At 48.4% G+C, this 25,499-nt stretch carries 23 protein-coding genes; 21 read left to right on the plus strand and 2 right to left on the minus strand.

Annotation, left to right across the window (positions count from 1 at the left end; translation table 11 throughout):
• The first annotated feature begins 14 nt into the window (after nucleotides 1-14).
• From M3636_RS16595 to nikE, 9 genes are all read left to right on the plus strand, one after another.
• Nucleotides 15-1,052: a glycoside hydrolase family 130 protein gene (locus M3636_RS16595; RefSeq protein ID WP_128104005.1), complete on the plus strand. Its 1,038-nt coding sequence runs from the start codon at nucleotides 15-17 to the stop codon at nucleotides 1,050-1,052.
• A 34-nt stretch (nucleotides 1,053-1,086) separates the two neighbouring features.
• On the plus strand, nucleotides 1,087-2,028 hold the full coding sequence (locus M3636_RS16600) for a glycoside hydrolase family 113 (protein ID WP_251383537.1): 942 nt from the start codon (nucleotides 1,087-1,089) through the stop codon (nucleotides 2,026-2,028).
• 211 nt (nucleotides 2,029-2,239) lie between these two features.
• Nucleotides 2,240-3,202, plus strand: a complete 963-nt coding sequence (locus M3636_RS16605; protein ID WP_251383257.1) for an acetylxylan esterase — start codon at nucleotides 2,240-2,242, stop codon at nucleotides 3,200-3,202.
• 159 nt (nucleotides 3,203-3,361) lie between these two features.
• Nucleotides 3,362-7,303: a glycosyl hydrolase gene (locus M3636_RS16610; protein ID WP_251383258.1), complete on the plus strand. Its 3,942-nt coding sequence runs from the start codon at nucleotides 3,362-3,364 to the stop codon at nucleotides 7,301-7,303.
• A gap of 205 nt (nucleotides 7,304-7,508) precedes the next feature.
• Complete coding sequence (nikA, locus tag M3636_RS16615; RefSeq protein WP_251383259.1) at nucleotides 7,509-9,146, plus strand: nickel ABC transporter substrate-binding protein; 1,638 nt, start codon at nucleotides 7,509-7,511, stop codon at nucleotides 9,144-9,146.
• 42 nt (nucleotides 9,147-9,188) lie between these two features.
• Nucleotides 9,189-10,133 carry a nickel ABC transporter permease subunit NikB gene (gene nikB / locus M3636_RS16620; protein WP_056703510.1) on the plus strand — a complete coding sequence of 315 codons (945 nt, stop codon included), beginning with the start codon at nucleotides 9,189-9,191 and terminating at the stop codon, nucleotides 10,131-10,133.
• The gene (nikC, locus tag M3636_RS16625) at nucleotides 10,130-10,960 is read left to right on the plus strand and encodes a nickel ABC transporter permease subunit NikC (protein WP_251383260.1); all 831 of its coding nucleotides are present in this window, start codon (nucleotides 10,130-10,132) and stop codon (nucleotides 10,958-10,960) included. The genes nikB and nikC overlap by 4 nt, the downstream gene beginning before the upstream one ends.
• Nucleotides 10,961-11,028: 68 nt before the next feature.
• A complete protein-coding gene (nikD, locus tag M3636_RS16630) occupies nucleotides 11,029-11,835 on the plus strand; it encodes a nickel import ATP-binding protein NikD (protein ID WP_251383538.1) in 807 nt (268 codons plus the stop codon).
• A gap of 127 nt (nucleotides 11,836-11,962) precedes the next feature.
• Nucleotides 11,963-12,763: a nickel import ATP-binding protein NikE gene (gene nikE, locus M3636_RS16635; RefSeq protein WP_251383539.1), complete on the plus strand. Its 801-nt coding sequence runs from the start codon at nucleotides 11,963-11,965 to the stop codon at nucleotides 12,761-12,763.
• 247 nt (nucleotides 12,764-13,010) lie between these two features.
• On the opposite strand, the gene M3636_RS16640 is transcribed toward nikE, so the two are convergent.
• Nucleotides 13,011-13,589, minus strand: a complete 579-nt coding sequence (locus M3636_RS16640) for an NAD(P)H-dependent oxidoreductase (RefSeq protein ID WP_145409058.1) — start codon at nucleotides 13,587-13,589, stop codon at nucleotides 13,011-13,013.
• Nucleotides 13,590-13,811: 222 nt separating this feature from the next.
• Nucleotides 13,812-14,402, minus strand: a complete 591-nt coding sequence (locus tag M3636_RS16645; RefSeq protein WP_251383261.1) for a TetR/AcrR family transcriptional regulator — start codon at nucleotides 14,400-14,402, stop codon at nucleotides 13,812-13,814.
• 448 nt (nucleotides 14,403-14,850) lie between these two features.
• On the opposite strand from M3636_RS16645, the gene M3636_RS16650 reads away from it, so the two are divergent.
• The 12 genes from M3636_RS16650 to M3636_RS16705 all read left to right on the plus strand — a co-directional run bounded on the left by M3636_RS16650 (nucleotide 14,851) and on the right by M3636_RS16705 (nucleotide 25,413).
• Nucleotides 14,851-15,822 (plus strand): aminoglycoside phosphotransferase family protein, encoded by a 972-nt coding sequence (locus M3636_RS16650; RefSeq protein ID WP_251383262.1) that lies wholly within the window; start codon nucleotides 14,851-14,853, stop codon nucleotides 15,820-15,822.
• Between the two features lie 18 nt (nucleotides 15,823-15,840).
• A complete protein-coding gene (locus M3636_RS16655) occupies nucleotides 15,841-16,839 on the plus strand; it encodes a glycosyltransferase (protein ID WP_251383263.1) in 999 nt (332 codons plus the stop codon).
• A gap of 71 nt (nucleotides 16,840-16,910) precedes the next feature.
• The gene (locus M3636_RS16660) at nucleotides 16,911-17,195 is read left to right on the plus strand and encodes a hypothetical protein (RefSeq protein WP_251383264.1); all 285 of its coding nucleotides are present in this window, start codon (nucleotides 16,911-16,913) and stop codon (nucleotides 17,193-17,195) included.
• Between the two features lie 197 nt (nucleotides 17,196-17,392).
• A complete protein-coding gene (locus M3636_RS16665) occupies nucleotides 17,393-17,554 on the plus strand; it encodes a hypothetical protein (protein WP_186375543.1) in 162 nt (53 codons plus the stop codon).
• Between the two features lie 96 nt (nucleotides 17,555-17,650).
• Nucleotides 17,651-19,705: a ribosomal protection-like ABC-F family protein gene (gene abc-f, locus M3636_RS16670; protein ID WP_251383265.1), complete on the plus strand. Its 2,055-nt coding sequence runs from the start codon at nucleotides 17,651-17,653 to the stop codon at nucleotides 19,703-19,705.
• A gap of 618 nt (nucleotides 19,706-20,323) precedes the next feature.
• The gene (locus tag M3636_RS16675) at nucleotides 20,324-20,803 is read left to right on the plus strand and encodes a hypothetical protein (protein ID WP_251383266.1); all 480 of its coding nucleotides are present in this window, start codon (nucleotides 20,324-20,326) and stop codon (nucleotides 20,801-20,803) included.
• Complete coding sequence (locus M3636_RS16680; protein ID WP_251383540.1) at nucleotides 20,803-21,096, plus strand: hypothetical protein; 294 nt, start codon at nucleotides 20,803-20,805, stop codon at nucleotides 21,094-21,096. Before M3636_RS16675 ends, M3636_RS16680 begins: the two co-directional genes overlap by 1 nt.
• A gap of 4 nt (nucleotides 21,097-21,100) precedes the next feature.
• A complete protein-coding gene (locus tag M3636_RS16685; protein WP_251383267.1) occupies nucleotides 21,101-22,528 on the plus strand; it encodes a glutathionylspermidine synthase family protein in 1,428 nt (475 codons plus the stop codon).
• The gene (locus M3636_RS16690) at nucleotides 22,516-22,920 is read left to right on the plus strand and encodes a DUF350 domain-containing protein (RefSeq protein WP_128103991.1); all 405 of its coding nucleotides are present in this window, start codon (nucleotides 22,516-22,518) and stop codon (nucleotides 22,918-22,920) included. Before M3636_RS16685 ends, M3636_RS16690 begins: the two co-directional genes overlap by 13 nt.
• A 63-nt stretch (nucleotides 22,921-22,983) precedes the next feature.
• Nucleotides 22,984-23,931, plus strand: a complete 948-nt coding sequence (locus M3636_RS16695; protein WP_251383268.1) for a nucleoside hydrolase — start codon at nucleotides 22,984-22,986, stop codon at nucleotides 23,929-23,931.
• Between the two features lie 171 nt (nucleotides 23,932-24,102).
• Nucleotides 24,103-24,429: a PadR family transcriptional regulator gene (locus tag M3636_RS16700; RefSeq protein WP_128103990.1), complete on the plus strand. Its 327-nt coding sequence runs from the start codon at nucleotides 24,103-24,105 to the stop codon at nucleotides 24,427-24,429.
• A gap of 6 nt (nucleotides 24,430-24,435) precedes the next feature.
• Nucleotides 24,436-25,413, plus strand: coding sequence for a permease prefix domain 1-containing protein (locus M3636_RS16705; protein ID WP_128103989.1), 978 nt, complete (start codon nucleotides 24,436-24,438; stop codon nucleotides 25,411-25,413).
• The last annotated feature ends 86 nt before the right edge of the window (nucleotides 25,414-25,499 follow it).

The raw sequence follows: 25,499 nt of genomic DNA on the forward strand, positions 1-25,499 counted from the left end.
GGGAGAAATGAAAAATGACAGTTGCTGAAACGAAAAAGGTACACATTGTTGGGGACGCTTTGCCCAATATGCCGTGGGAAGATAAACCGGAGGGACTGGATGCACCGGTGTGGAGACACTCCGCGAATCCCGTTGTGCCACGTAATCCGGTGAAGGGTGTTGCCCGTATTTTTAACAGCGCCGTTGTTCCTTACGAAGGTAAGTTCATCGGTGTATTCCGTGCAGAAACGATTAATGGTCGTCCACATCTGCATATGGGCTCAAGTGAGGACGGGTTATCCTGGACGATTGAAGAGCAGCGCATTGCTTTTGTAGATGAACAAGGCGAACCATTCATGCCGAACTATGCGTATGATCCACGTCTGGTGAAGGTAGAAGATACGTATTACATCATCTGGTGTACAGATTTCTACGGCGCTGCACTGGGACTGGCAAAGACAGACGATTTCAAAACGTTTGTACGTCTGGAAAATCCGATGCTGCCGTTCAACCGCAATGGTGTATTGTTCCCGCGTAAAATCAATGATAACTATGTGATGCTGTCCAGACCAAGTGACAGTGGACATACGCCGTTTGGCGATATTTTCCTGAGCGAAAGCCCTGATCTCGTATATTGGGGCAAACATCGTCACGTCATGAGCAAAGGCGGCCAAGGTTGGTGGCAATCTGTCAAAATCGGCGGCGGACCTGCACCGATCGAGACGTCTGAAGGCTGGCTGATGTTCTACCATGGTGTAACGGGAACTTGCAATGGTTTTGTATATAGCATGGGTGCGGTTATTCTCGATCTGGATGAGCCGTCCAAAGTTAAATATCGTTCATCTAACTTCGTATTAACGCCAGAGCAATGGTATGAGGAGCAAGGTTTTGTTGATAACGTGGTCTTCCCGTGCGCAACATTGCATGATGCCGAGACTGGACGCATCGCGATCTATTATGGCGCAGCCGATACCTATGTTGGCGTAGCTTACACAACTGTCGATGAGATTGTGAATTATGTGATTGAGACGGATGAAGTTATCGCTGGAGATCGTGAGGAAGGCAAGCTGTAATTGACATGAAAGGGGCTTTACCTTAGCAATGCATATGGATTACATCAAGGGATTTACATTTGGTTGGATGAGTGGCAAGGGAGCCTTCCGTAAGCCAGAAGCGAAAGAATCCTTGCGTTTACTGGCTGAGCGAACAGGCAGTTCACATGTTATTTTTGCACTGGCGGCACATCAGGATCATCCACAAGCTGTGGAAGTGAAGTATCGAGGAGACCATCTGGTCGAGGATGACGAATTAGTCGATATGATTCGATATGCCCGAACCCTCGGGCTACGGGTCATTCTGAAGCCAACGGTTAACTGTACAGACGGTACATGGCGTGCACATATTAATTTTTTTGATATCGATGTGCCGTGTGAGCCGAAATGGAAGGATTGGTTCCGTAGTTACACTGCATTTCAGCAGCACTATGCAGCCATTGCGGAGCAGGAGAAATGTGAGATGTTCATCGTTGGCTGTGAGATGGTGCAGTCTGAGCGCCGAGATCAGGAGTGGCGTGATGTCATTGCCGCTGTGCGCGAGGTGTATTCAGGCCTAGTGTCGTACAATACGGACAAATATCAGGAAGGTCATGTGAAATGGTGGGATGCCGTGGATGTGATCTCCTCCAGTGGTTACTATCCCATCGGGGATTGGGAGGCACAGCTCGATCGGATCGAACGGGAGATTGCTCCTTATGGCAAACCCTTCTTCTTCGCGGAAGCTGGATGCCCCAGCCGCAGTGGCTCGGCACAGGTGCCGAACGATTGGGGACTTGAAGGTGAAGTGAGTAGCGAAGAACAGTCACGTTTCTATGAAGCCATGTTCCGGCATGTGAGTCAGCGTCAGTGGGTACGCGGATTCGGACTGTGGGATTGGAGCGCACATTTATATGCAGAGAAGGATGCCTTAACCGATGATGGTTATGGTGTGTATGGCAAGCCGGCAGAGCGTGTCATCCAGCAATTTTATCAAGGCATTCCTACGCAGGTGTGAGTATGTGAATTGGAACATGTTCAATGCTCGTTCAATGTGCTGAAAGATCATTAAGAATCACTGAATGAAAGTATAGTGTTAGAGCGCAAGTCGAAGGCGTATGTGAAGATGAATCTCAGCGATATCCTCATATGCGTCTTTTCTTTACGCTAATAGAGGTATTTCAAGAAGTTACTTATGAACATGTACTTATATGAATGGAGAGGGACACATGGGTGAGACAACGATAGAACAATTGAAAAAATACAGCGGGAGCAGTCCGAAACCGGATGATTTCGATGCGTATTGGAGCCGTGCGCTCGCGGAGCTAAACGCGCAATCGCTCGAATATGAACTGGTGCCCGCGGACATTACATCACCGCTTGCAGAGTGCTTCCACCTGTATTTCACAGGTGTAGGCGGAGCACGCATCCATGGTAAGCTGGTTCGGCCAATCGCCGGATCTGCTAATGCCAAAGGGCAAGCTATGGCTATGTTTCACGGATATTCCAGTGATAGCGGCGACTGGTTCGACAAGATTGCATACGCTGCCCATGGCATCACGGTACTCGCTTTGGACTGCCGTGGACAGGGCGGGCTTTCCGAGGACAACCTGCAAGTGAAAGGCACAACGATCCGTGGACACATTATCCGGGGCATCGATGATCCTAATCCGGATAAGCTGTATTTCCGCAACGTGTTCCTTGATACCGTGCAGACGGTACGCATTCTGATGTCCATGGAACACGTCGATGAAGAACGTGTAGGCGTGTATGGCTGTTCCCAAGGTGGGGCATTAGCCACCGCTTGTGCATCCCTTGAACCGCGTGTGAAGCTGGCGGTGCCAGTGTATCCTTTTTTATCGGATTATCGACATGCCTGGGAGCTAGGCGCTGCAAGTTCAGCGTATGAAGAGCTGGTGTACTATTTCCGATTATTTGACCCGAACCATGAGCGGGAGGATGCTATCTTCTCCAGACTCGGGTATATCGACATCTCGAATCTGGCAGATCGAATTCAGGCCAAGGTGCTGTTCGTAACTGGGCTTGCGGACACGATCTGTCCGCCATCTACTCAGTTTGCCGTGTACAATCGGATTCAGTCGGACAAAGAGTTACTTGTGTACCATGAGTATGGACATGAGTATATTCCCCGTCTGTCTGATCGAACGTTACAGGCGTTCCTGAACCTGTAGGTGACTGTGTTCTGCTGTCTGGAGAATGGATGGAATCTTGGCTCTGAAGGCATTGCTCGATTTCCGATGTGTCTCTCCAGACCAGCATAACAGAGAAGCTTTTCATAATAAGATCAGCAATATTATGTGCACCATCACAACCAAGGAGGAGATAGAGCGATGAAGAAGTCACAGGTCGTTATGCGTACAGCACTCAGTGTGGTATTACTTGGATCAACAGCATTACCTGCATATGCAGATGCGAACCCAGAGGGTGAGGCGGTTAATGGTAACCGTGTGAACACAGTACAATCTGCTGCGGATTGGTCGGGACACTGGTCTGAGCCACTAATCAGCAAATGGTTAACCGCAGGATGGGTTAGTGGATACCCGGATGGTTCATTTCGACCGGATCAGCATGTTAGCAGAAGTGAATTTGTAAACGCTATCAATACAATCTTCGGATATTACGTCTTGGATCAGGACGAGTCCTTTGCAGATGTGCAAGCAGGTGACTGGTATGCTCCGGCTCTGTCTATTGCCCGTGAAGCAGGATACTATCAGGGATATCCTAATAATACAGCCAAGCCAGACAAGGAGATCACCCGTGAGGATGCAGCAGTGCTTCTTGTTCGTGCCTTTGGATTGCAAAAAGCAGCAGAAGGAGCGGATCCATCCACGCCTTTCCTGGATGAGTCTGATATCCGCAGCTATGCCCGTGAATCGGTTCGTGTCTTATCCGGTGTTATCGAAGGGTATCCGGATGGATCATTTAAACCGGAAGGTGCATTGACCCGGGCTGAAATGTTGTCCTGGGTAGATGAGTTGGCACCCGTAATTAATACGCTTGACACATCGGCAGGTCGAGTGATCCAAGGTCATGTGATTATCAACCAAAATGGGATCAAACTGAGTGATATCGTCATTAACGGCAATTTATACATTGCTGCAGGCATTCGAGAAGGAGATGTTGATTTATCCAAGGTGACGGTCAAGGGGACCACTTACATTCAGGGTGGAGGTACGCACTCTGTAACCGTTGCGGATTCCGATTTGGACAATATTTTCGTTGATCGTCGTGAGGGTGAGGTGCGGCTTGAACTTACAGGCACCACGACAGCAGAACAGCTCCATGTGGAGCGTCCAGCAATCGTTGCATTAGGTTCGGGAACAGTAGTACACTCCGCTAAACTATCGGCACGTACTACATTACAACTGGAGAGTGGTTCCAGTGTGGGAGAGCTGCATATGTCCAAGGAAGCGAAGGGGACATCTGTAACTGGAACAGGCAAGGTGAGTAAAGTGGATATCCAGGCTGATGACGTGCTTCTTAATGGTAAGGCTGTCACGCAGGATACTTGGCTGACACAGGCCGGTTCAGATACAGGTGCAGCTTCAGGAAGCGGGAGTAACAGTAGCAATGGCAGCAGTAGTGGTACGGCTAATAGTGGAAATGGTAGTGGTAGCGTAAGTAACCCTGGCAATGGGGGTGGAAGTGGCGGCTCGGGTGGTAATACCGGGGGGAACTCAGGTGGTGGCACAACTACGCCGACTAATCCAACCAATCCCTCTAATCCAGGTTCGGGTGTTGTTCCTGATCATAATCAAACTCCAATTGATACATCTGCCTTTGACTTGAGTCCAGTGAAGCTGGTGGATGATCAGGCTTCCCCAGCGACTAAATCACTGTTTGCTTACTTGAATAATGTGCGTGGTGAAGCCATTTTATTCGGACAGCAACATGCTACAACGGAAGGGGTAACGATTACGGCGAACGATGGTACACAATCGGATGTGTTTAACAATGTTGGTGCATTTCCTGCGGTATACGGTTGGGATACATTGAGTCTGGAAGGGAATGAGAAGCCCGGTTCACTGGACGCTAGTCCTGAAGAAAATACAGCCAACCTTGCGGCAGTGATGAAGAAGGCATACGAGCGAGGTGGCATTGTAACTCTTAGTGCACATATGAAAAATTTTGTGACAGATGAGGTCTTCTACGATACGAGTGGTTCGGTTGTGTCGCATATCTTGCCTGGTGGGGACAAAAATGCTGAATTTAACGCTTATCTCGATCAGATTGCGGATCTAGCTCACCAGTTATCGGATGGTCAAGGTAATGACATTCCGGTTGTCTTCCGTCCATTCCATGAAAATAACGGGAACTGGTTCTGGTGGGGAGCTGCCTTTACGTCGAAGGAGCAGTATGTGCAGTTATATCGCTACACAGTGGAGTATTTGAGAGATACCAAAGGCGTGAATAACTTCCTGTACGTGTTCTCGCCTAACGGATTCTTTAGCGGGAGTGAGAGCGAATACCTGAAGACGTACCCGGGTGACGATTATGTGGATATTCTCGGATTCGACATCTACGATTCAACAGAGGGCTCGGAAGGATGGTTTGCCAAATTAGTTCAAGATGCAGCGATGATCTCGCGGCTTGCCGACAGCAAAAATAAAGTGGCAACGCTCAGTGAGTTTGGTTACAGTACCAAAGGCATGAAAATCTCCGGCAACAAAGACAAAGCCTGGTTTACGAACCTGCTCAAGGCGCTAGAATCCGATCCTGATGCCAAACGGATGGCGTATATGCTGACATGGGCGAACTTTGGAACCGAGCAGGTCTTCGTTCCGTATCGCAATGCGCCAGGCGAGCTTGGAAATCACGAGCTATTAGATGACTTTGTGCGTTTGTACAATGCGCCGTATACAGCGTTCAATGATCGTCTGCAAGCCGTCTATAGTCTGAATGTGTCTACTCTGCCGAACGCGCCGAAGCTGAATATTGTCTCCCCGCTGAACCAGCAGCAGATCAAGGAGAACGAGGTGACGATACGTGCACGGGTACTTGGACAACAAGCAGATCGTGTGGTCTACAGCGTAGGGCAGGAGACGGAAGAGCATGAGATGACATTGGGGGCGCAAGACAACTATTATACGGCTGCATGGCATCCCGATTCAGAGCTGGATCAACAGAGTGTGACACTGCACGTGAAGGCGTATGTAGACGGGAAGATTGTGATGCAGGATGAGGTTGTCGTTAACTTTAATTTTGATGCGAGCAGGTTATATACGTATACATTCGATAGTGATACAAATGGGGTATCCAGTGGCGGGGCTTTCCAGGCGGAAATTAACTCTGTGGAGCAGGCTGAATTCAATGGTAGCGGTATGTTGAAGATCAACGCCAAGTTTGAGGATGGAACACATACCTGGCAGGAACTGAAGCTGACGCTGGATGCCATCGCACAGAAGGTGAAGCTAGCTGATGTCAGCAAAGTGACGCTAGATATGTATGTTCCGCTGAGTGCTGGTGTGAGCAGTACGCCATCGATCTATGCAACAGCCACGTTGCCGGATGATTGGGATACGAAGTATAACATCAGTAATCCCGTGGCATTAAGCGATCTAGAGAAGGTGACGGTGGATGGTGTGGATTATGGGAAATATACCGGCGAAATTGTGCTGGATAATCCCGAGAAGTCAGCCGCAGCAACATCCATGATGCTATCGGTTGTAGGCAGTGGTTTGCAGTACACAGGCCCAATCTATGTGGATAATATTCAATTGATTCATGTGAAGCCAGAGCCTGTCTTCGATAAAGATCTGGTGGATGATTTTGAGAGTTATGCAGGAAATGATATCACTCTTGGTAATACCTATACCCCTAATGCACAAGGGGATAAGATTACAATTAGGCTAACTCAGGATCAGAAGGGTGCAGGAGAGTATGGTTTACAGTGTGACTATGCACTGAGTAGTTCCGGATATGGCGGTATAACTCGTACAATGGATGGCGTGGACTGGTCGGATCGGGATACGCTGAGACTGTGGCTTGCACCAGATGGCAAAGGGCAGAAGCTGGTATTGCAGGTGAAAGCAAGCGGTGTATCGTTCGAGGCGTATCCTTCACTTACCGGGACAGAGGCTGGGTGGGTCGAGATTCCGTTCAGTGAATTCAAGCCTGCGCCGTGGGATACGGCCAATGCGGGTGCTGCATTTGACGCGGTTAAGGCCAAGAGTATTCAGGAGTTCTCTATTTATGTTAATGCGAGTGATCCGAGCGAGCCTGTTTCGGGTACGTTGTACTTGGATGATATCCGGGCAATAAGCAAGAAATAACAGTAAAAAGAACAGGTTCGTACGAGTAAATATGACCGGGTTCAGATTAAGAAACTCTTCCTCTTACAGGAAGGGTTTCTTTGGCATGTTTGGGGATATGCTGATGGATGTCGAATTTTGTTGACAAAAGAAAGGTGCCTGCCTATTCTTAATGGATGAATATGATAATCATTATCATAAAATAGAGAAAAGGGGTTCTCCAACTATGTTTGTACAACATCGCAAATTTTCTACCCTCATGCTGGCAACAACATTATTGTTGCTGCTGGTTATCGTGGGCTGCAGTAATACTGGAAGTGGCTCGGACTCCTCTTCTGCCGGTTCAGATCAAGCCGCTTCTGCGAACGATATCACGATGTCATGGCCACGTGATATCGGTACGATGAATCCGCATACGTATAACCCATCACAATTGTTCGCCCAATCCATGCTGTATGAGCCACTGATCAGTTATCAGAAGGACGGTAAACTGGCACCTGCTCTCGCGGAGTCATGGACGATCTCCGATGACGGCAAAGAGTACACATTCAAGCTTCGCCAAGGTGTGAAATTCTCTGATGGTACGCCATTTAATGCTGAGATCGTGAAGAAAAATTTTGATGCGATTATGAAACATAAAGATACCCATAGCTGGTTAGGCATTGTAGGCGTCTTGGACAAAACAGAGGTTGTGGATGATAACACCTTCCGCATGACTCTCACTGAGCCGTACTACCCTGTGCTGCAGGACTTGTCTGTCGTTCGTCCGTTCCGCTTCCTAGGCGAAGCCGGATTCCCGGATGATGGTGATACGTCCGTAGGCATCAAAGAGCCTGTAGGTACTGGCCCGTGGATGCTGGCTGATTACAAGCAGGATGAATATGCCGTCTTCAAGCGTAATCCGAATTATTGGGGAACAGCCCCGAAGGTGGAGCAGATTACAGTCAAGATCATTCCTGACGGTGAAACGCGTGTACTTGCCTTTGAAAAAGGCGATCTCGACCTGATCTACGGTGAAGGTGTAATCAGTCTGGATGCGTTCCAACAGTTACGTGATAACGATGAATATGTAACGCAATTGTCTGATCCGGTAGGGACGCGCAGTATGCTGCTGAACTCTTCCAATCCGAAGCTATCCGATGTCAGAGTACGGATGGCGTTACAGCAAGGTTTTAACAAGAAAGCGATGGTTGAAGGAGTCACTTCCGGTTTGGAAGAGCCAGCCGACACAGTACTGTCCAAAAACTATCCATACACCAATGTAGACCTGGAATCAATCACATATGATGTGGAGAAATCCAAAGCATTGCTCGATGAAGCCGGCTGGAAGCTGCCAGCAGGAGGTACAGTACGGGAGAAGGACGGTCAGCCGCTTGAATTCGAGATGATTTTTGATAAAACAGACCCAATCCAGAAAGCAATGGGAGAAACCATTCAGGCTGAATGGAGCGAGCTTGGGGTAAAAGTTAACCTGACCGGGCTGGAGCTGACCGTACAGATCAAACGTCTGAAAGCCAACGATTTCGACCTGTATTTCTGGTACAACTACGGTGCACCGTATGATCCACATTCCTTCATTAACGTTGTGGCGAGCCCTGGATTCGGCATTTCCGAGACGCTGAGTGCATTGCCGATGAAAAAAGAATTGGACGACCAAGTGCATGCAGCACTGTCATCTACAGATGAGACGAAACGTCAGGAGCTATATGGCTCCATCTTGAAAACACTTCAGGAGCAATCGGCGATTGTACCGATCTCTTATATTAAGAAAACAGCGGTGTATCAGAAGAAAATCTCCAACTTTATCTTCCCGGCTAACCGTGATGAGAATCCGTTTGTAGGGATTGAATTGAACGGGAAGTAATATGAGATCAACATGTAGCTTGATAAAAGGGAGGAAGGTTTGGTGATCGGCTATATCGGGAAACGAATGATCGCGATCATTCCTATCGTTATTATCGCTACACTTGTTACATTTGCGCTGATTCATATCTCGCCGGTTGATCCAGCCGAGGCGTATCTAACGGCAGCACATATCTATCCAACGCCGGAATTACTCGCGGAGAAGCGGCATGAATTCGGCTTGGATCAGCCTTTGCTCACGCAATATATCAACACGCTCCAGCGAATCGTGCAATTGGACTTCGGCACCTCATATCTAACGAACAAACCTGTCTGGGATGAGGTGAAACTGAGACTTCCTGCGACGGCTGAATTAGCTTTGTGGAGTATGCTGTTCTCAGCAGTAGTGAGTATACCGCTAGGGATTCTGGCTGCGGTGTACAAGAATAGCTGGATTGACATGGTCAGCCGAGCGATTTCCTATTTCGGCGCGTCGATCCCGCAATTCTGGCTCGGCTATCTGTTGATCTTCTTTTTCTCTGTGAAGCTGGACTGGCTGCCTGTGGAGGGACGTGGATCGTGGGAGAATCTCGTATTGCCTACGGTTACGCTCTCCTTGGTACTGATTGCCGTGTATACCCGGTTGTTGCGCTCTAGCGTACTGGAGCAATTGGGGGAAACGTATGTGCAGTATGCACGAACACGCGGGATTCGGGAACGAGTCATTATGCTGAAGCATGTGCTGAAGATTGCCATATCGCCACTTATTACGGGGATGGGAATGAATATGGGCAAGCTGCTCACAGGAACGATTATTGTGGAGCAGGTGTTTTCTTGGCCTGGATTCGGACGGTATTTCGTGGAAGCTATATTTAACCGGGACATTCCCGTTATCCAATGTTATGTCTTCTTTGCGGCATGCCTGTTCATCGTATGCAATTTGCTCGTTGATCTGGTGCAGCTCTATATGGATCCACGGATTTCGGCGAAAGGACGGGCAGAACATTGATAAACAAATGGCGTGCAGCGTTCAGAGGGCAAAGAGCCATCATGATATGCTCAGTGGTTGTGTTGTTTTTCTTCGGCGTGGCGCTAATGGCGCCTTGGATTGCTCCCCATGATCCAGTGAAGGTGAATCTGCTGCAAAAGCTGGCGAGCCCTTCGCTTGAGCACTGGCTAGGAACAGATCACCTTGGAAGGGACAATCTATCCAGGCTAATCTATGGCGCGCGGGTATCCTTAGGTTTTGCAACACTTATCTTCCTGTCTTCTTTAATCATTGGTGTGATTGTAGGTTCAATCTCCGGGTACCTCGGCGGCTGGGTGGATAGTGTGTTAATGCGCTTCTGCGAAGGTATTATGGCTTTTCCAAACCTGGTGCTGGTGCTTGGTATCGTAGGTATCTTCGGCCCTGGCCTAATGCAGGTTCTACTCGCACTAATGATGGTGCAGTGGGTGTATTATGCACGCATCTGTCGGAATATGGTTGTCAGTCTCAAGGAACGGAATTTCATCGCAGCGGCGCGTATTAGCGGGTCATCTTCGTGGACGATTATCCGTAAACATATTATCCCTAACGTGCAGCGTCCCATTGTTGTCATGGGCACATTGGAGATGGGCTGGGCGATTATGGATATATCTGCGTTATCCTTTCTAGGACTAGGTATTCAACCACCCAATGCAGAATGGGGCGCTATGATCCATGAGGGAACAAGCTATATTCGTAGCCACCCAGAGCTAATGATCTACCCTGGCGCACTGATTTTGTTGGTGGTCATCACCTTCAACATTCTGGGAGAATCATTATCTGAGAAGTATGGTGTTTCGAAACGGTAGGTTTGAATGCAGGATGAGGGTGAAGAGAATGAAGGCGAAGGCAAGCAGGACAAGGGGTGAACATAACGATGGGTGATACAGCGAAGGTGCTAGAGGTTCGGAATCTGCAAGTGAACCTACGAACAGCGGATGGCTCTGTTCCACTACTGGAGCCCATTCATTTTGAGCTGGAGAAGGGGCGTGTCTTCGGTCTTGTCGGCGAGAGTGGTAGCGGCAAGACGGTTACATGCAACGCACTACTCCATATGCTGGATCAGCGCAGGATGGAAGTGTCCGGCAGCATTCGGCTTAATGGTAGAGAGCTGAACTCATTATCTGGTGAGGAGATGCGGCGTATCCGAGGCAAGGAAATCGGATTTATTATGCAGAATCCGATGAATGCTTTTACACCTGTATTTACGATTGGTTCACAGTTCATTGAGACCTTGCGCACACATACGCAAATGACCAAAGCACAAGCCAAAGAGCAGGCTATAACTGCCTTAGCAGAAATGAATCTACCCGAACCTGCCAAGCTGATGAAACGATATCCATTCCAACTGAGCGGAGGCATGCTGCAACGGGTCATGATTGCGATCTCAATGTGTCTGCGACCTGCCGTGGTTATTGCCGATGAGCCAACAACTGCGCTAGATGTCGTTAACCAGCTAAAGGTGCTGCAACAGCTGGATCGACTTCGCACCGAATACGGAACGGCCATTTTGCTCATATCACATGATCTGGGTGTAATCTCACAGATGGCTGATGAAGTTGCAGTGATGCAGAAGGGGCGAATTGTCGAGCAGGCAGGAGTACATCAGTTATTTGATCAACCCCAGCATGAATATACACGGATGCTGCTTCATGCTCGCCCGAGGATGTCTTTGGGACGATGAGCGTGACTGATCTGTTCCGTGGATGAACTGGAATGACGTGATACGTGAACGGTGGAGGATTTCCGGTTTTGTCGGTTTCGTTTCATGAAGAGGATGTGTGCCGAGTATACGAGAGGATGGTGACCTGATGCTTCAGGTACGTGAAGTAAGCCATAGGTATGGCAAACGCAACTGGCTGGATCGTTCGGGGGCACGTCCTCCTGTGCTGGCAGACGTTTCACTTGTGATCCAAAAAGGTGAGTGCCTTGGGCTGTTAGGTACGAGTGGGGCGGGGAAGAGCACGCTCGGCAAAATCATATTGGGGCTGGAGAAGCCAACCGAGGGACAGGTTTTATTTCAAGGTCAGGATATGTACCGTGCGAGCAAAACGGTAATGAAGGGGTTGCGGCGAGATCTACAGGTCGTATTTCAGGACTGTTACTCTGCTGTGAATCCGCTGATGACCGCCGCCCAGATCATTGGAGAACCGCTGGACAATTACGAGCGCCTATCTGCAACGGATCAGCGACGTGTGGTTGGAGAATTGCTTGAACAGGTGGGGCTTAAACCCGAGGATGCTAGCAAGTATCCACATCAGTTCAGCGGAGGACAACTACAACGCGTCAACATAGCGAGAGCAATCGCACTCAAGCCTAAGTTAATTGTGCTGGACGAATCGATAAGCAGCCTAGATATGGTGCACCAGACACAGATATTATCCCTGCTTGCAGAGTTACGCGCGTCATATGGGTTATCGTACTTGTTCATCACCCATGATATTCGAGCGGCTATGACGATCTGTGATCGTATTGCTGTGATGGATCAGGGAAGGCTGGTGTATTACGGCAGTGGCAACGAAGGGATCGTACAATCGCAACATCCAGCTGTGCGGCAGTTAGTATCATCGATTTTGCCCGAACATCCATCGGATCGTATTCCATTCAGCTGATGGATGACTCCCGTATGACCAGGTTAGCCAGTAAGTACTGGCTGGCCTTTTTTGTAGTTCCTTTATGTAGGACTGAACGGAGCAGCATTGACATCCGAGCTAGGAGATACCATCTGGGCGATGTAAGGGAGAGTTACGATTGAAAGAGTGGACGTTTCCAATGGAAATGCTAGAGCTTCTTCATCTGGATATCTCCCTTAGAATGGCTGCATCTCGTGGTACACCCTCCATTGTACGGAGCTTCCATTTATGCTAGCGTGCGCCCTAACTGCTCTATTTTTGCCAACCAGTTCTTTCGCTGTGCTTCGGTCTGTTTACCCACTTGATCTACTGTTGTGATTCGCACAGGCTTGATACCCGTGAGTCCAAAGGTGGAAATTTTCATCATTTTGTGTGCAGGTTCGCCCTGGAACCATTTGAAGTACCAACTCGGACCATCCATGGTAGTGATCATGCGAGCAGTGCGACCTTTAAGCAATTGATCCGGTAAGGGTTTGCCCTTTTGATATTTAAACGCATAACCGGGCATGAAGATCCGGTCGATGAAACCTTTCAGTAGAGCCGGTGGTCCTCCCCACCAGATTGGGAATACCCAGACGAGATGATCAGCCCATTTAATGCCTTCTTGTGCTTGCAGTAGGTCAGGCTCAAGAGGCAATTTATCACGGTATCCTCCTTCCAAATTCATGTTGAACTTCAATTCGTTCAAGGTGATCATACGTACCTCGGCGCCTGCGGCAACAGCGCCTTTGCGATAGGCTTCAGCGAGAGCGCCATTGTAACTGGGTGAAACAGGGTTACCCTGAATGATTAATATTTTTTTCATATGAAATAACACATCCTCATTATTTTAGTTAATGAACACTAACCTCATGTGCAAAAAAGAAAGGCCACGTATGACCCGTCAATCATTCACCCGATACTATTTATTTAGTGGGAAGTCGGACTGAGACATTTCTCTTTATCCTATGCAGCATTGCTATTATCCATGAAACATGGACAAAGTGTATTACCTAGGCAGACGTAATGAGTAGGCTCTACCCGTCCGTTATGCTTGAGATGCATCCCCCAGCATCGACATAAGACGATGAATCGTTTCTCCTGTGTAGGGAACAAGCTGCTCTGGAAGCTGCCCTTGCATACTGGACACAGCCAAGTGTGTTATGGCACCGATGATCATCACGCCAGTTAATCTTGAATCTTGAGCAGGCAGTTCACCAAGCACAATGCCTTGATCGATCAGATCAATCAGTGCATCTAGCGGCTGGCGGTAATCCTCACTGCTTCCGACTTCGATGAATATTTCATGATTTTGCGAGATCAGCAGTAGTCCGTAAGGATCAGCATCATGGATCTCTAATACCTCGGCAAATAATTGCCGTAAGCGCTGTTTAACGGTGCCTTCTTGACGAACATATCCATCGATTAAGGCTGTATAGTCAGCGCAGTATTGTGTAAAGGCCTCGAGCGCAACCGCATCCTTGTTCTTAAAATGTTTGTAGATCGCCGCATCAGTTACTCCAGCGGCGTCACCGATCTCTTTGACGGAAATGCCGTCAACGCCTTTGGTTGCAAACAAGCGCATGGCAGCTTGTAGAATGTCTTTCTTTTTGCTATCTGAATGAGGTTTGTTCTTCATGATTGAATAGTAAGTGATTACTAACCAAAAAGCAAGAGTAATGAAATTAGATAATGATCATTGTCTTTCTTTTCCCTCTCAAACACTCACTATATCCTACGCTTGCAGAGCAGCAAGACGAAAGCGTATGATGGACAAAACATCGAACCTGTAGAACAGTTTGGCGTATCAGCTTGAGGTGAATTCGTTGGACGGAATAGGCGCTAGAGAGCAAATATATAAATTGAACGAAGCATTTACACGAGAGCGTAGAGGACAGAAATAACATGGAGAAGCGGAGCGTTCGCCTTTATCCCCGGATTTCCCCCTGAAAAAGGGAATCAAAAAAATCTGGGGATAACAGCGATTGGAAGGTTATTCTGTCATCGGAGTGGCAAGTGTAAATATTCTTTAGTTCAACCTTATATAGATGGCTTTGCGGGTGGATGCAAAATGGATGGTGGACATAATGAATAAAGACATACAAGCGCACGAATGGGTAACCCCCGAAGGTGTGCTGAATGAAGCCAATATCGTGGATCGGGAGCAACTGTACCAAGGAATGAATGGACGATATGTGGAGCGGTTCACCGTGCACACAGGAGAGAGCTATATCTTCAAACCTCTAACCCATGATGCACAGTATGGACGTGAACAATGGGTGGCCCAGCATATATTTCCCGAGTTAGCTTTACTTGTTCCGCAACTGATCGCATCATCCGCCGCAGGGACAGCCCCTGAACAGAGCTGGCTGATCTATGAGGATCTAGGACAGCTGAGCCATGATTTGAGTGAGAATACGATGTTACTTGTGGCTGTGATGATGGCCTATTGGCATACGTTATCAACAACGGCATGGACTGACCTGCCCCGGGTAGGACAGAAGCCATTGATTCGGGATATGCTGCGTGATCTGCTCGATCATCAGCAAGAGACAGAGACATTGCTTTCTAGACTGGGGATTACACTCTCTTCGGCGAACTGGGATGATATCACGTTGCAGATTTTTCATGCAGAGAAGCATCTTCCACTCGTTCTGTGCCATGGTGATCTGCATCCAGGTAACATTGCCGAGGCACAAGGAAGTTTGTTCATTATTGATTGGGAGCATGCTCATCTGAATACACCACTGTGGGATATGTATCATCTGGTGGATTTATCCCATCCGTTGTTCCCTAGAACAGTTACTCCGCAGCTGCGGGAGCGGGTCATTACCGTTTATCTGGATCATTTACAGGAGTGTGGTGTAGAGATTGATCCGGATTCTTTTGCAACATGGTATCACGCGTACGCGTTCGTATTCTCGTTATGGATGCTGCGTTTAATCGATCGTGATCTGAATAATGCAGATTGTATATGGCCTGAGGAACAGCTTCGTGCGCAGTGGCAGGAGACAGCATCAACGCTCCGTCAGTGCATGAACGGATTGTTCACGGAATAGAAATGAGGGGGATAGCACATGCGTAAAGTAGGACTTGTTATGCGTAAAATACAATTCACAGAAGCTCAGGGACCACGCGTGTTCGCGGATCGTCTGAAGCAGATTGGATTGGAGCTGGGCGTAGATATTGTCTTTATCTCCCCAGAACGTCACGTTAGCGGATATGATTGGTTGCCAGGTTATGAGCATGAGAAAGGCGATCTGGTGAACTATGATGTCGTGCTTGACCAGATTCATAGCCAGAATATTGAGCATGTCATATACACGGTATCGGGATTTACATTTTTGAAGATGTTTTTGCCCAAAAGCGTACTGTTCCCGCACAGTTTCCCTGACCCTGCATTGACGGGATACGAGATGATGAAGCCGTTCTATACAATGGTAGATAAAGCGGTGGTTCAGACGGAGTTTTTGAAAAGAGAGCTCGGGCGCAATTTCGATGTGCATGACGTAAACGTCATTCCGATTGGCTTCAATGAAGAACTGGCGCACCGCCATTACGACCCGAACCAGGTCGTGCATAACCGGGTGCTCTGGATCGGCCGAGATGAGGAGAATCGTCGACCGGATCTGGTACTTGAATATGCTAGGCAGAACCCGGACAAAGAAGTATACATGGTGTTTGGTGGTCGGCGCTACGAGGAGAGTATGAAGAAATACGACATTCCTTCCAATGTGAAGCTGCAATTTGCACTAACACAGGATGAGGTTTTTGCGCTGATGAATTCCGCTAAGGTGTATTGGAGCTGCTCGACATTCGATACGTTTGCGATGCCGCTGACAGAAGCGATGGCGATGGGCAAAATGGTTGTGAAGCCAGAGCATGCTTGTTATGGTCACATTCGATCCACACATGCCTTTGCGGGCAATGAGGATAACTGGTTCGAATTGGTGAACATGGCTGCTGCGGCTCCCCGGAGTGTATCTGAAGATAATCGGGAGTATGCGTTCGGAGCCTTTTCGCGAACGATTATGAAGGAAGGGTACCGAAACTTTTTTGCAGATTGGTTGAAGTAATAAAGTAGATTGGTTGAAGTGGAAATAAGAAAATGCGCAAAGTGAAGCAGTGTCATTAGAAGGAGGGCTTTATGGACATAGTCATCTTGTGGACACTCGGCATGTGGGTGGTGCAGCTGCTGATTGAATGGTTTGTTTACCTGGCGCAGAAGCGCCAAATGACGTGGATTCAGACAATCTTGCCTTGTGTGACTCTGCTCGGTGGCGCCATTATCATCATGATTAGTATCGACATCGGTGGATGGAACGGGATTGGTTATGCGCTGCTTGGGGCAGCACTGGGGACATCCGGACTGTTGACGCTGATTACGGTGGCAATTACAGCTCTGGTGCTTCGACGTAGAGGCGGGAATTAATCTAGGTTTTGAGTTTGCGTTCGCACAGCTGCAGTGATGAGAGTTATGGTTCTGCCTTGTACACACAGTGAAAATCTAGGGTTTTCGTGAACGTTATCGTATGGATCAGGAGACAACATAGGGGCAAAAGCCTGGTTGCAGAGGTGCATGCGTCTGTGATATATTGGCACTAATTGTGAAAGGGGAGGTGAAGACAGGTGAATCACGAGATGCTTAACAACCGTATTAGCCAGCTGCCGATTGCTATGGCTGGCATTGTTCATACTTTTTCCAACAACGGGAGAAGTCTGTCCAATTTTGAATATACGGAAGTTAACATTTGCGAGAAGATGCCTGCCTTGACCTCATTCGGACGATAAGCGTAATTGCTTGATTCGGAAGAGCCGCGGAGCTAACCTCTGCGGCTCTTTTTGTGTTGCGGTCAGGATCTTCCAATCCATAGGAGGAACCTTATTATGATGATGATTAGCGCGCAACAACTGACACAATACCACGGAGCAAACCTAGTGCTGGACGGCATTACTTTTGAAATAATGGAAGGCGACAAGGTCGCTCTGATCGGCCGCAACGGAAGCGGCAAAACAACACTCATGCGCTTGATGGCTAGGTCAAACCAGCCGGATGAAGGGCAACTCATGATTAAGAAAGATACTCGGATCGGATACGTAGCTCAAGTCCCGGAAGGCATGGATGACTATACAGTGCTAGATGTACTGAGTCTTGGGTTCAGGGAACTCATGGAATGTCGCACACGCATGAAGGAACTGGAGCAGCAGATGTCCGATCCTGCATGTGCAGCAGATCCTGATCAACTAGATCGTCTGTTGAAACGATATGCTGCGCTGCAAGAGCAGTTTGAACGTGAGGGCGGGTATGAGATGGACGCCCGAATTGATCAGGTGGCGGATGGTTTGGATCTGGCTAAGGCGCACTATGATTGGCGCTTCGGTTCGTTATCTGGTGGAGAGCAGACCCGAGTGGTGCTGGCTTCACAGTTAATTGTAAGACCGGATCTGTTGTTATTGGATGAGCCGACGAACCATCTGGATCTGGAGCGGGTGGAATGGCTGGAAGGATTCTTACGAGAATATCCGGGTACGGTAGTTCTCATCTCACATGATCGTTATTTCCTCGATCGGGTGGTCACTCGAACGCTGGAGCTGGAAGATGGCGAAGCCCAGACGTCTGCTGGAGGTTATACGGCGTATATGAAGGTGAAGGAGCAACGGCTGTTGCAGCAATTTGAGGAGTTTAAGGAGCAGCAGAAAGTCATCAAAAAAATGAAAGAAACGATCCGCCAACTGGAGGAATGGGGACGTGTAGGCGGTAACGAGAAATTTTTCCGGCGAGCAGCTTCTATGCGTAAAGCGCTGGAGCGTATGGAGCAGGTGAAGCGACCTGTGCTGGAGCGGCGCAATGCTGACTTCGACGTCCGTCCCACAGATCGCACGGGCAAGCGAGTAGCCGTTCTTGAGCATGTTGAGAAGGGGTACGGCGAACGTGCAATTCTGCGCGGCGTTTCCGGTCTATTAGAGTATGGCGACAAGATTGCTCTGATCGGACGGAATGGTTCGGGTAAGACCACGCTATTCAAGCTGTTGCTTGGTGAAGAACAACCGAATGCCGGCAAGCTGGAATGGGGCGCACGCGTGGACGTAGGTTACCTGGCTCAACAGGAGGAACCGACGAATCCGAAGCTGAATGTACTTGAGTACTTCCGGTTGGAAGCTGGGGTGGAGGAAGGAGAAGCACGAGGAATCTTAGCTCGTTATCTCTTCTATGGGGCAGACGTATTCCGCTCTGTCGGACAGTTATCCGGTGGGGAGTGGACACGTCTCCGGTTGGCTCTGCTCGTTCAGCGCAAACCGAATGTGCTGCTCTTGGATGAACCAACGAATCATCTGGATATCGCTTCAAGAGAAGCGTTGGAGGAGTCACTCGTGGATTATGAAGGAACAGTGCTGGCGATCTCACATGATCGGTATTTCGTGAATCGCCTGGCTTCCCGTGTCTGGGAATTGGAAAATGGACAGATGACCGCTTACCTGGGAGACTACGAGGCTTACCGCGAGAAGAAGCTTGAACGGAAAGCACGGGAAGATGCTACAGCTCACCCAGCAATGGGAGCGTCCTTCCGCAGTACGGTCGCTTCGCCTGGCTCTGGGAAGAAGTCGGGTGCAGCATCTACCGTGAGCAGAGCTGCTGATATGGCTAAGGTTGGGGGCGGTAGTGATAAGGCAACTACTGAAGTGGGTAACATGGGTAACATCTCTAATGCAGCCGCAGCCCCATCTATCGCTGCTGCCAACCGTAGCAAGAGCAATGACAGTACACGCTCTGCGGAGAAATTGGAGCAGGCAATGGCTCGGCTCGAGGCGCAGATTCAGGAGTTGGATCAGCAGTTAGAGGTTGCACAGGACAACCCGCCTGAACTGGAGAGCCTATGGAATGAGCGCGTGCGGTTATCGGCTGAATATGATGAGCTGTTGGCTCAATGGGCTGGGCTCTAGGCTGGACTGCGATTTAACTAAGTTAAGCTAGACAGCCTAGTCAGTTAGCCGAACACCTTACGACGCAAGATAGCTAAGTTAAGAATTCATTGACGCTATATAGAAAGTAAGGTGAAAGTCAAAGGGGGTATCCCATAAGTCATCAATATGATGAGGGATATCCCCTTTATCGTGATCATCCTTTAATGAACCTGACACACGCTATTTGCTCCTATATTCTCGGATCTGAGATCTAACGAATCACAGCGTCGTTACTTCGTCGATACAGTCAATTTCAAAGGTTTTTACACGGTTATATGACGGAATAGCGTTGCTGAGGTTCGTTAAATCTTGCATACGTAGATAATTGGCTTATTAAGATGTCGTCGGTTCGTTAGCGCTCAGAGCCAAGAGGGAGAATTCTCTTTGCGACAGCCTCATTTCAGCTTTGCGAAGGGGAAGTCAGATTTATACGTTGATTCTGGATTACTACGCTAACGAGTGGAAGGAGGACAGCTAACATGTTCTTTTTTACATGTCATGGTGAATTGTGTAACTTTTTCTCTTCCAATGCGTTAAATACGTTTGTGTGTATTGAAACGGCTCATCTAAGAGCTTGCAGAGAGGGAGGTTATCGGGATGTATTATTCATTGACGTATCGAAGCTGGTCGGATGAAAAACAAGCAGAGACCGGAGTGCTGGAGCAGGCTTCGGTGACGCGGGATGAACTGTTCATGCGTAAGCTGGTGGATGCCACACTGGTCAAAAACAAGCTGTGGGCGCATCTGTCCAACGAGTGTCAGGATCAACGGGAGCATGCTGTTTATGTGACTGCGTATGATGCGCAGATGCCAGAGGGATATGGCAGAGAAATTGCGGATGCGGCCTTGGCCATGTGCAAAATGTCCTCTATGTACAGCCCGGAGTATATGCTGTGGAATGGACATTCCTTTGAGGAGCTAACGCTCACAGAAGCTTCTGTTTACACGATGGAGATTGCCGAACAGCTCCTGGATCATTATATGGTTCGCAATGGCAAGACGTATGAATTCCTGTATTCGGTGCTGGATGCAGATCGCAGGAAAGTGTTGTTTTTCATGAAGGAGGTGGATCTGTGATGAACGAAGAAGAGCGTAAGCATTCGGCAAAGCCTGGTTCCAAAGCGAAGCTGGTGGCATTCTCCCTGATGCTGGCTGTTCCTGCAGTATTGGCGGGATGTGGCAGCAATAATGATGAATGTGATCCAGAGTACGATACCGGATGTGAATATGATTCAAGCAGTGGACATTATTATTATGGTGGCGGCTCCTCTTATCGCAGCAACAAGGACGGCAATAGCTCATATAGCTCATCCTCATCCAAATCCAAATCAAGCGGGTTTGGCAGCTTCTTCCGCAGTTCGGGAGGATAACCCTATGAGGCAAGTGTATTCATTGCCGTTCAGTCATGATGAAGTCTTCGGTGGTGAAGCAGGACATCACATTCCCTATCATCGCATGTATGGGAAACAATATTGTGTCCCTGCACTGACGGTCTACACTCCATCCGAAGTGCAGGAACTTCGTTCTGCAGCTGAGGCGGTGGATGCGATCTACTGCAAGGTGATGCGATTTATTCAGCGTTATATGCCAGATTCATTTTTAGAAAATCCATTAGGCATCCACCCTGGACTTATTCCGGCAGCACGGATGGAGATGGTTACTGGCGGGATCACCCGTCAGGACTGGATCATTGGCGAAGCTGGGCTGAAGTGTATTGAAAATAATACCGACACCCCTACGGGCATACCTGAGTCCGCTTCGCTTGAAGGCATTTTGATTGGGCTGGCTGATGATGCTGCGTGGACTTCGCCATCTGCCGAGATGGCTGCTCGCATTCGGGAATGCTTCCAGTCCTGGCTTTCCTTCTATGCAGAGCAAGGACTGCAAGGGCCGGTGACATTCACCTCCTACGGAGATCATGTGGAGGATCGAACCAATACAGTCTATCTGATGGAACGCTGTAGGGAAGCAGGATATGAGACGTATTATGCACCGCTAGAGGAATTGGAGATTATTCCAGGTGAGGCATTATACCATCAGGGCAGGGAGATTCAACTTTTGTACCGGCTCTATCCCCTGGAATATTTGATCGATGATCGAGATGAGAACACAGGTGTGGAAGTTGGAGCGGCACTGCTTGAGCTTGTACGCGAGGGGCGGCTGGGCTTGATGAATCCCGTACAGCATGTGCTGATGCAGAGCAAAGGCTTCATGGCGGCCATCTGGTCACTCTATGAACGGAACGATCAGACCCCGGAATATTGTGGGTTCACGCTCTTTAATGAAGCAGAGATGGATGTTATTTCCCGTTATCTGCTACCGACTTATTTCTCAGCTGAGCCTTTCGAGCAGAGCACAATGCCTTATGTAGCCAAGAGCTATTGGGGCCGCGAAGGCCGGGGAACGCTTTTGCTGGATGGAGATACGAATCAATTCATGCACCATAAGGATGTAAAGCAACAGCAGGAGGTGCAACCAACGCTGAATGCATCCCGAAATCTTGCTCCAACCGTCTGGGCAACCGATGAGAACGAAGCGAGTGAAGAGGAAGAAATTGCAGCCTATTATGACAACCAGCCCAAAATCTATCAGCAGATGGTTCCGATGGAGCAGGCTGTGATTCAGACAGAGGATGGAGCGTACAGTGGATATTTGCTTACAGGCGTTTTTGTTATTGGTGGGCGTTTTGCGGGTATGCTGCCTAGGGTTGGAGAGAAGGTCACCGGAGATATGGCCTATTATTGCGCCGCTACGGTACGTGAACGGATGAACGATGAGGAGGAGAAGGAATGGAGAACTTAGGCTTGAACCTGGTGAATGTTGCGGTGGGTATAGGTATTCTGCTCGTCGTACTGGTATGTGGATATTTTGCTTTTAGCAAATTGACTCGATACAACGATAGCGAAGAAATCGCTAAAGGTAATGAAGCGGCAGGCATGTACATGGGCAGCAAATTGTTAGGATTGTGTATCATTGTGGGTATGGTGTCCTTCTCTACACATTCGTGGCTGGATATGCTCCTATGGTCGGTACTGGGTATCATTATTCTGTGCCTGGTCTATATTATATTTGATTTCCTGATTCCCAAAATGCGGGTATGTGACGAAATCGCGCGAGGCAATATGGCGGTGGCACAGCTGCTGCGTTCGGTGATCATTGGTGTTTCCATCGTCATCGGTACTTTTTTGATGTAAAATAAATCCTGACGTAAACGTTAATGTAGAACGAATCTTATACGGAAGAAGGAGCATTGCATCATGAGAAGAGTCATCATCGATACAGATACAGCAGGAGACGATACGATAGCCATCCTGACCGCATTGCATCATTTTCAGGTGGAAGGCATTACGATTACAGGTGGAAACGTGCAGTTCGACCAAGAGGTAGAAAATGCCCTGTACACGGTACAGGTCGCTGGACATGGCGGCAAGGTGCCTGTATACAAAGGGTGCGAGCGCCCACTAATGGCTTATGGGCAAGCGCAGCACCGCACGGTGGAAGACGTGCATGGTGACGACGGTATGGGTGGCGCACATTTTCCGAAGGCAGATCAGCGTCCCGAGCAGGGGCATGCGGTTGATTTTATCATTGAGAAGGTTCATGCGAACCCAGGGGGGATTGAGCTTCTGGCGATTGCTCCGTTGACGAATATCGCGATGGCAATCCAGAAGGATCCCACCATTATTCCAGAGATTGCACACTTGTATATCATGGGCGGAACGAATAATGCACTCGGCAATATCACACCGGCGGCAGAATATAATTTCTACGTGGATCCGGAAGCGGCCAAAATCGTACTGCATGCAGGCATTCCAATCACTATGGTAGGCTGGGAGATGTGTACCCAGTATTCTGTCATGGATGATGACGATCATGCAGAGATTGCGGCTCTTGGCACATCCGGTGCTAATTTCTTCACGGCGATCAACAAAGTGGTCATGCAGTTCAACAAGTCAGTACATAAACTGAACGGTACTACGCATCCGGATACATTGCTGATGGCTGTAGCCGCAGATGAGTCACTTATGACGAAGTCTGGTCAGTATTATGTCGATGTGGAAGCTGCAGGAGAACTGACGCGTGGATACAGTGTGGTGGATATCAACGGACGTTTCGGTAAAGCGCCAAATGTACGTGTATGTGAGGCGATTAATCGTCCTCAGTTCAAATCCATGCTGCTGGATGTGCTCTCGGCTATTCAATAATCAGGTTATTCGCTATCAAATGAACAGCATAACCACACTCACGAATCCGTATCTGTAACAGGTACGGATTTTTATTTTGCCTATTTTCAGATCAACTACTTCACCTGTCGTAGTAAACGTGATATACTCCAATTACTACGACAGATGGAGTAACGAGGAGGAGTATCTTTTGTGATCAGCAGTGACGTGATACGCGGCTACAATGATACGCTGATTCTCTATATGCTGCTCGAAGGGGAGTCGTATGGATACGAGATTTCCAAGAACATTAGACAGCTAACAGAGGAAAAGTATGTGATGAAGGAAACGACGCTATATTCGGCCTTCACCCGATTAGAGAAGAATGGATACATTGAATCGTTCTACCAGGATGAGAGTCTGGGCAAGCGTCGTACCTATTACCGGATTACCCCATTGGGTCTGGACTACTACCGGGAAAAGTGTGAGGAATGGAAGGTTACGCAGGAGGTTGTTAATCTATTTATCAGGGAGCTGTGACTGAGCATGGAGACAATTATGGTCTATCTGGAGAACATGTTTGCAAATCTTCCGAGAACCCCCGAGGTAGAGCGTCTGAAGCAGGAGCTCTTAACCGGAATGGAAGATAAGTATCTGGAATTGAAACGAGAAGGCAAGTCGGAGAATGAGGCGATCGGGATTGTGATCTCCGAGTTCGGGAATATTGAGGAGCTTACCGCTGAACTTGGAATAGAGCCAGCCCGGATGGAGGAATCAGTACCTGTATTGACTGAGGAACAGGCCTATGCATACACTGACGCGAAGAGAAGTGCAGGCTTATGGACAGGGCTTGGGGTTTTGCTCTGTGCATTCGGCGTAGGTTTTCTGATCTTCATGAGCACATTAGCTGAGAATTATGGTATGTCAGCAGCGCAGAGTTCCATCGATACAGGCACTGTAATAGGTCTGATTGGCATGTTTCTGCTCGTTGCCATTGCTGTCGGCATGTTCATTCATAGTGGTATGAAGCTTGAACGGTTCAGTTACTTGGAGGAAGGTTTTCAACTGCCATATTCACTTAAGCAGAATCTTCAGCGTAACCAGGCAAACTTCGCGCTGACCTACCGAGTAGCACTTATAACGGGTGTCAGCTTGTGTATTCTGGCTCCGGCTCTTATATTCGCAGCGGCGTATCTGAACGATAACTATGCTCCTTATGGTGTAACTGCATTTATGGTAATGGCGGGAGTGGGCGTATTTTTGTTTGTGTATTATGGTAATATTCAAGGGGCTTACACCACATTGATGGAGGATCACTATTTAACAGCAGAGAAGAAGGAAGAAGTGCGTGCTGTGAAGGCCGTGGAGGCTGTAATATGGCCGCTGGCGATAGCTATCTTTCTATTCACAGGATTTGTAATGCATCGTTGGGACATCAATTGGGTGGTATTTCCGATTGCAGGTATATTGTCCGGTAGTTTCGGCAATCTATACCACATCATGAAGGATCGTAACCCGTCTTAATGCGTTAGCCTGAGTCTCAGCTTTCATCCTGACGATCTCAAAGTATTTATAAGCATCGAAGCGTGTTTAAAAAAATAAAATGCTCC

Source organism: Paenibacillus sp. MER 99-2, from assembly GCF_023714095.1.
Lineage (GTDB): Bacteria > Bacillota > Bacilli > Paenibacillales > Paenibacillaceae > Paenibacillus.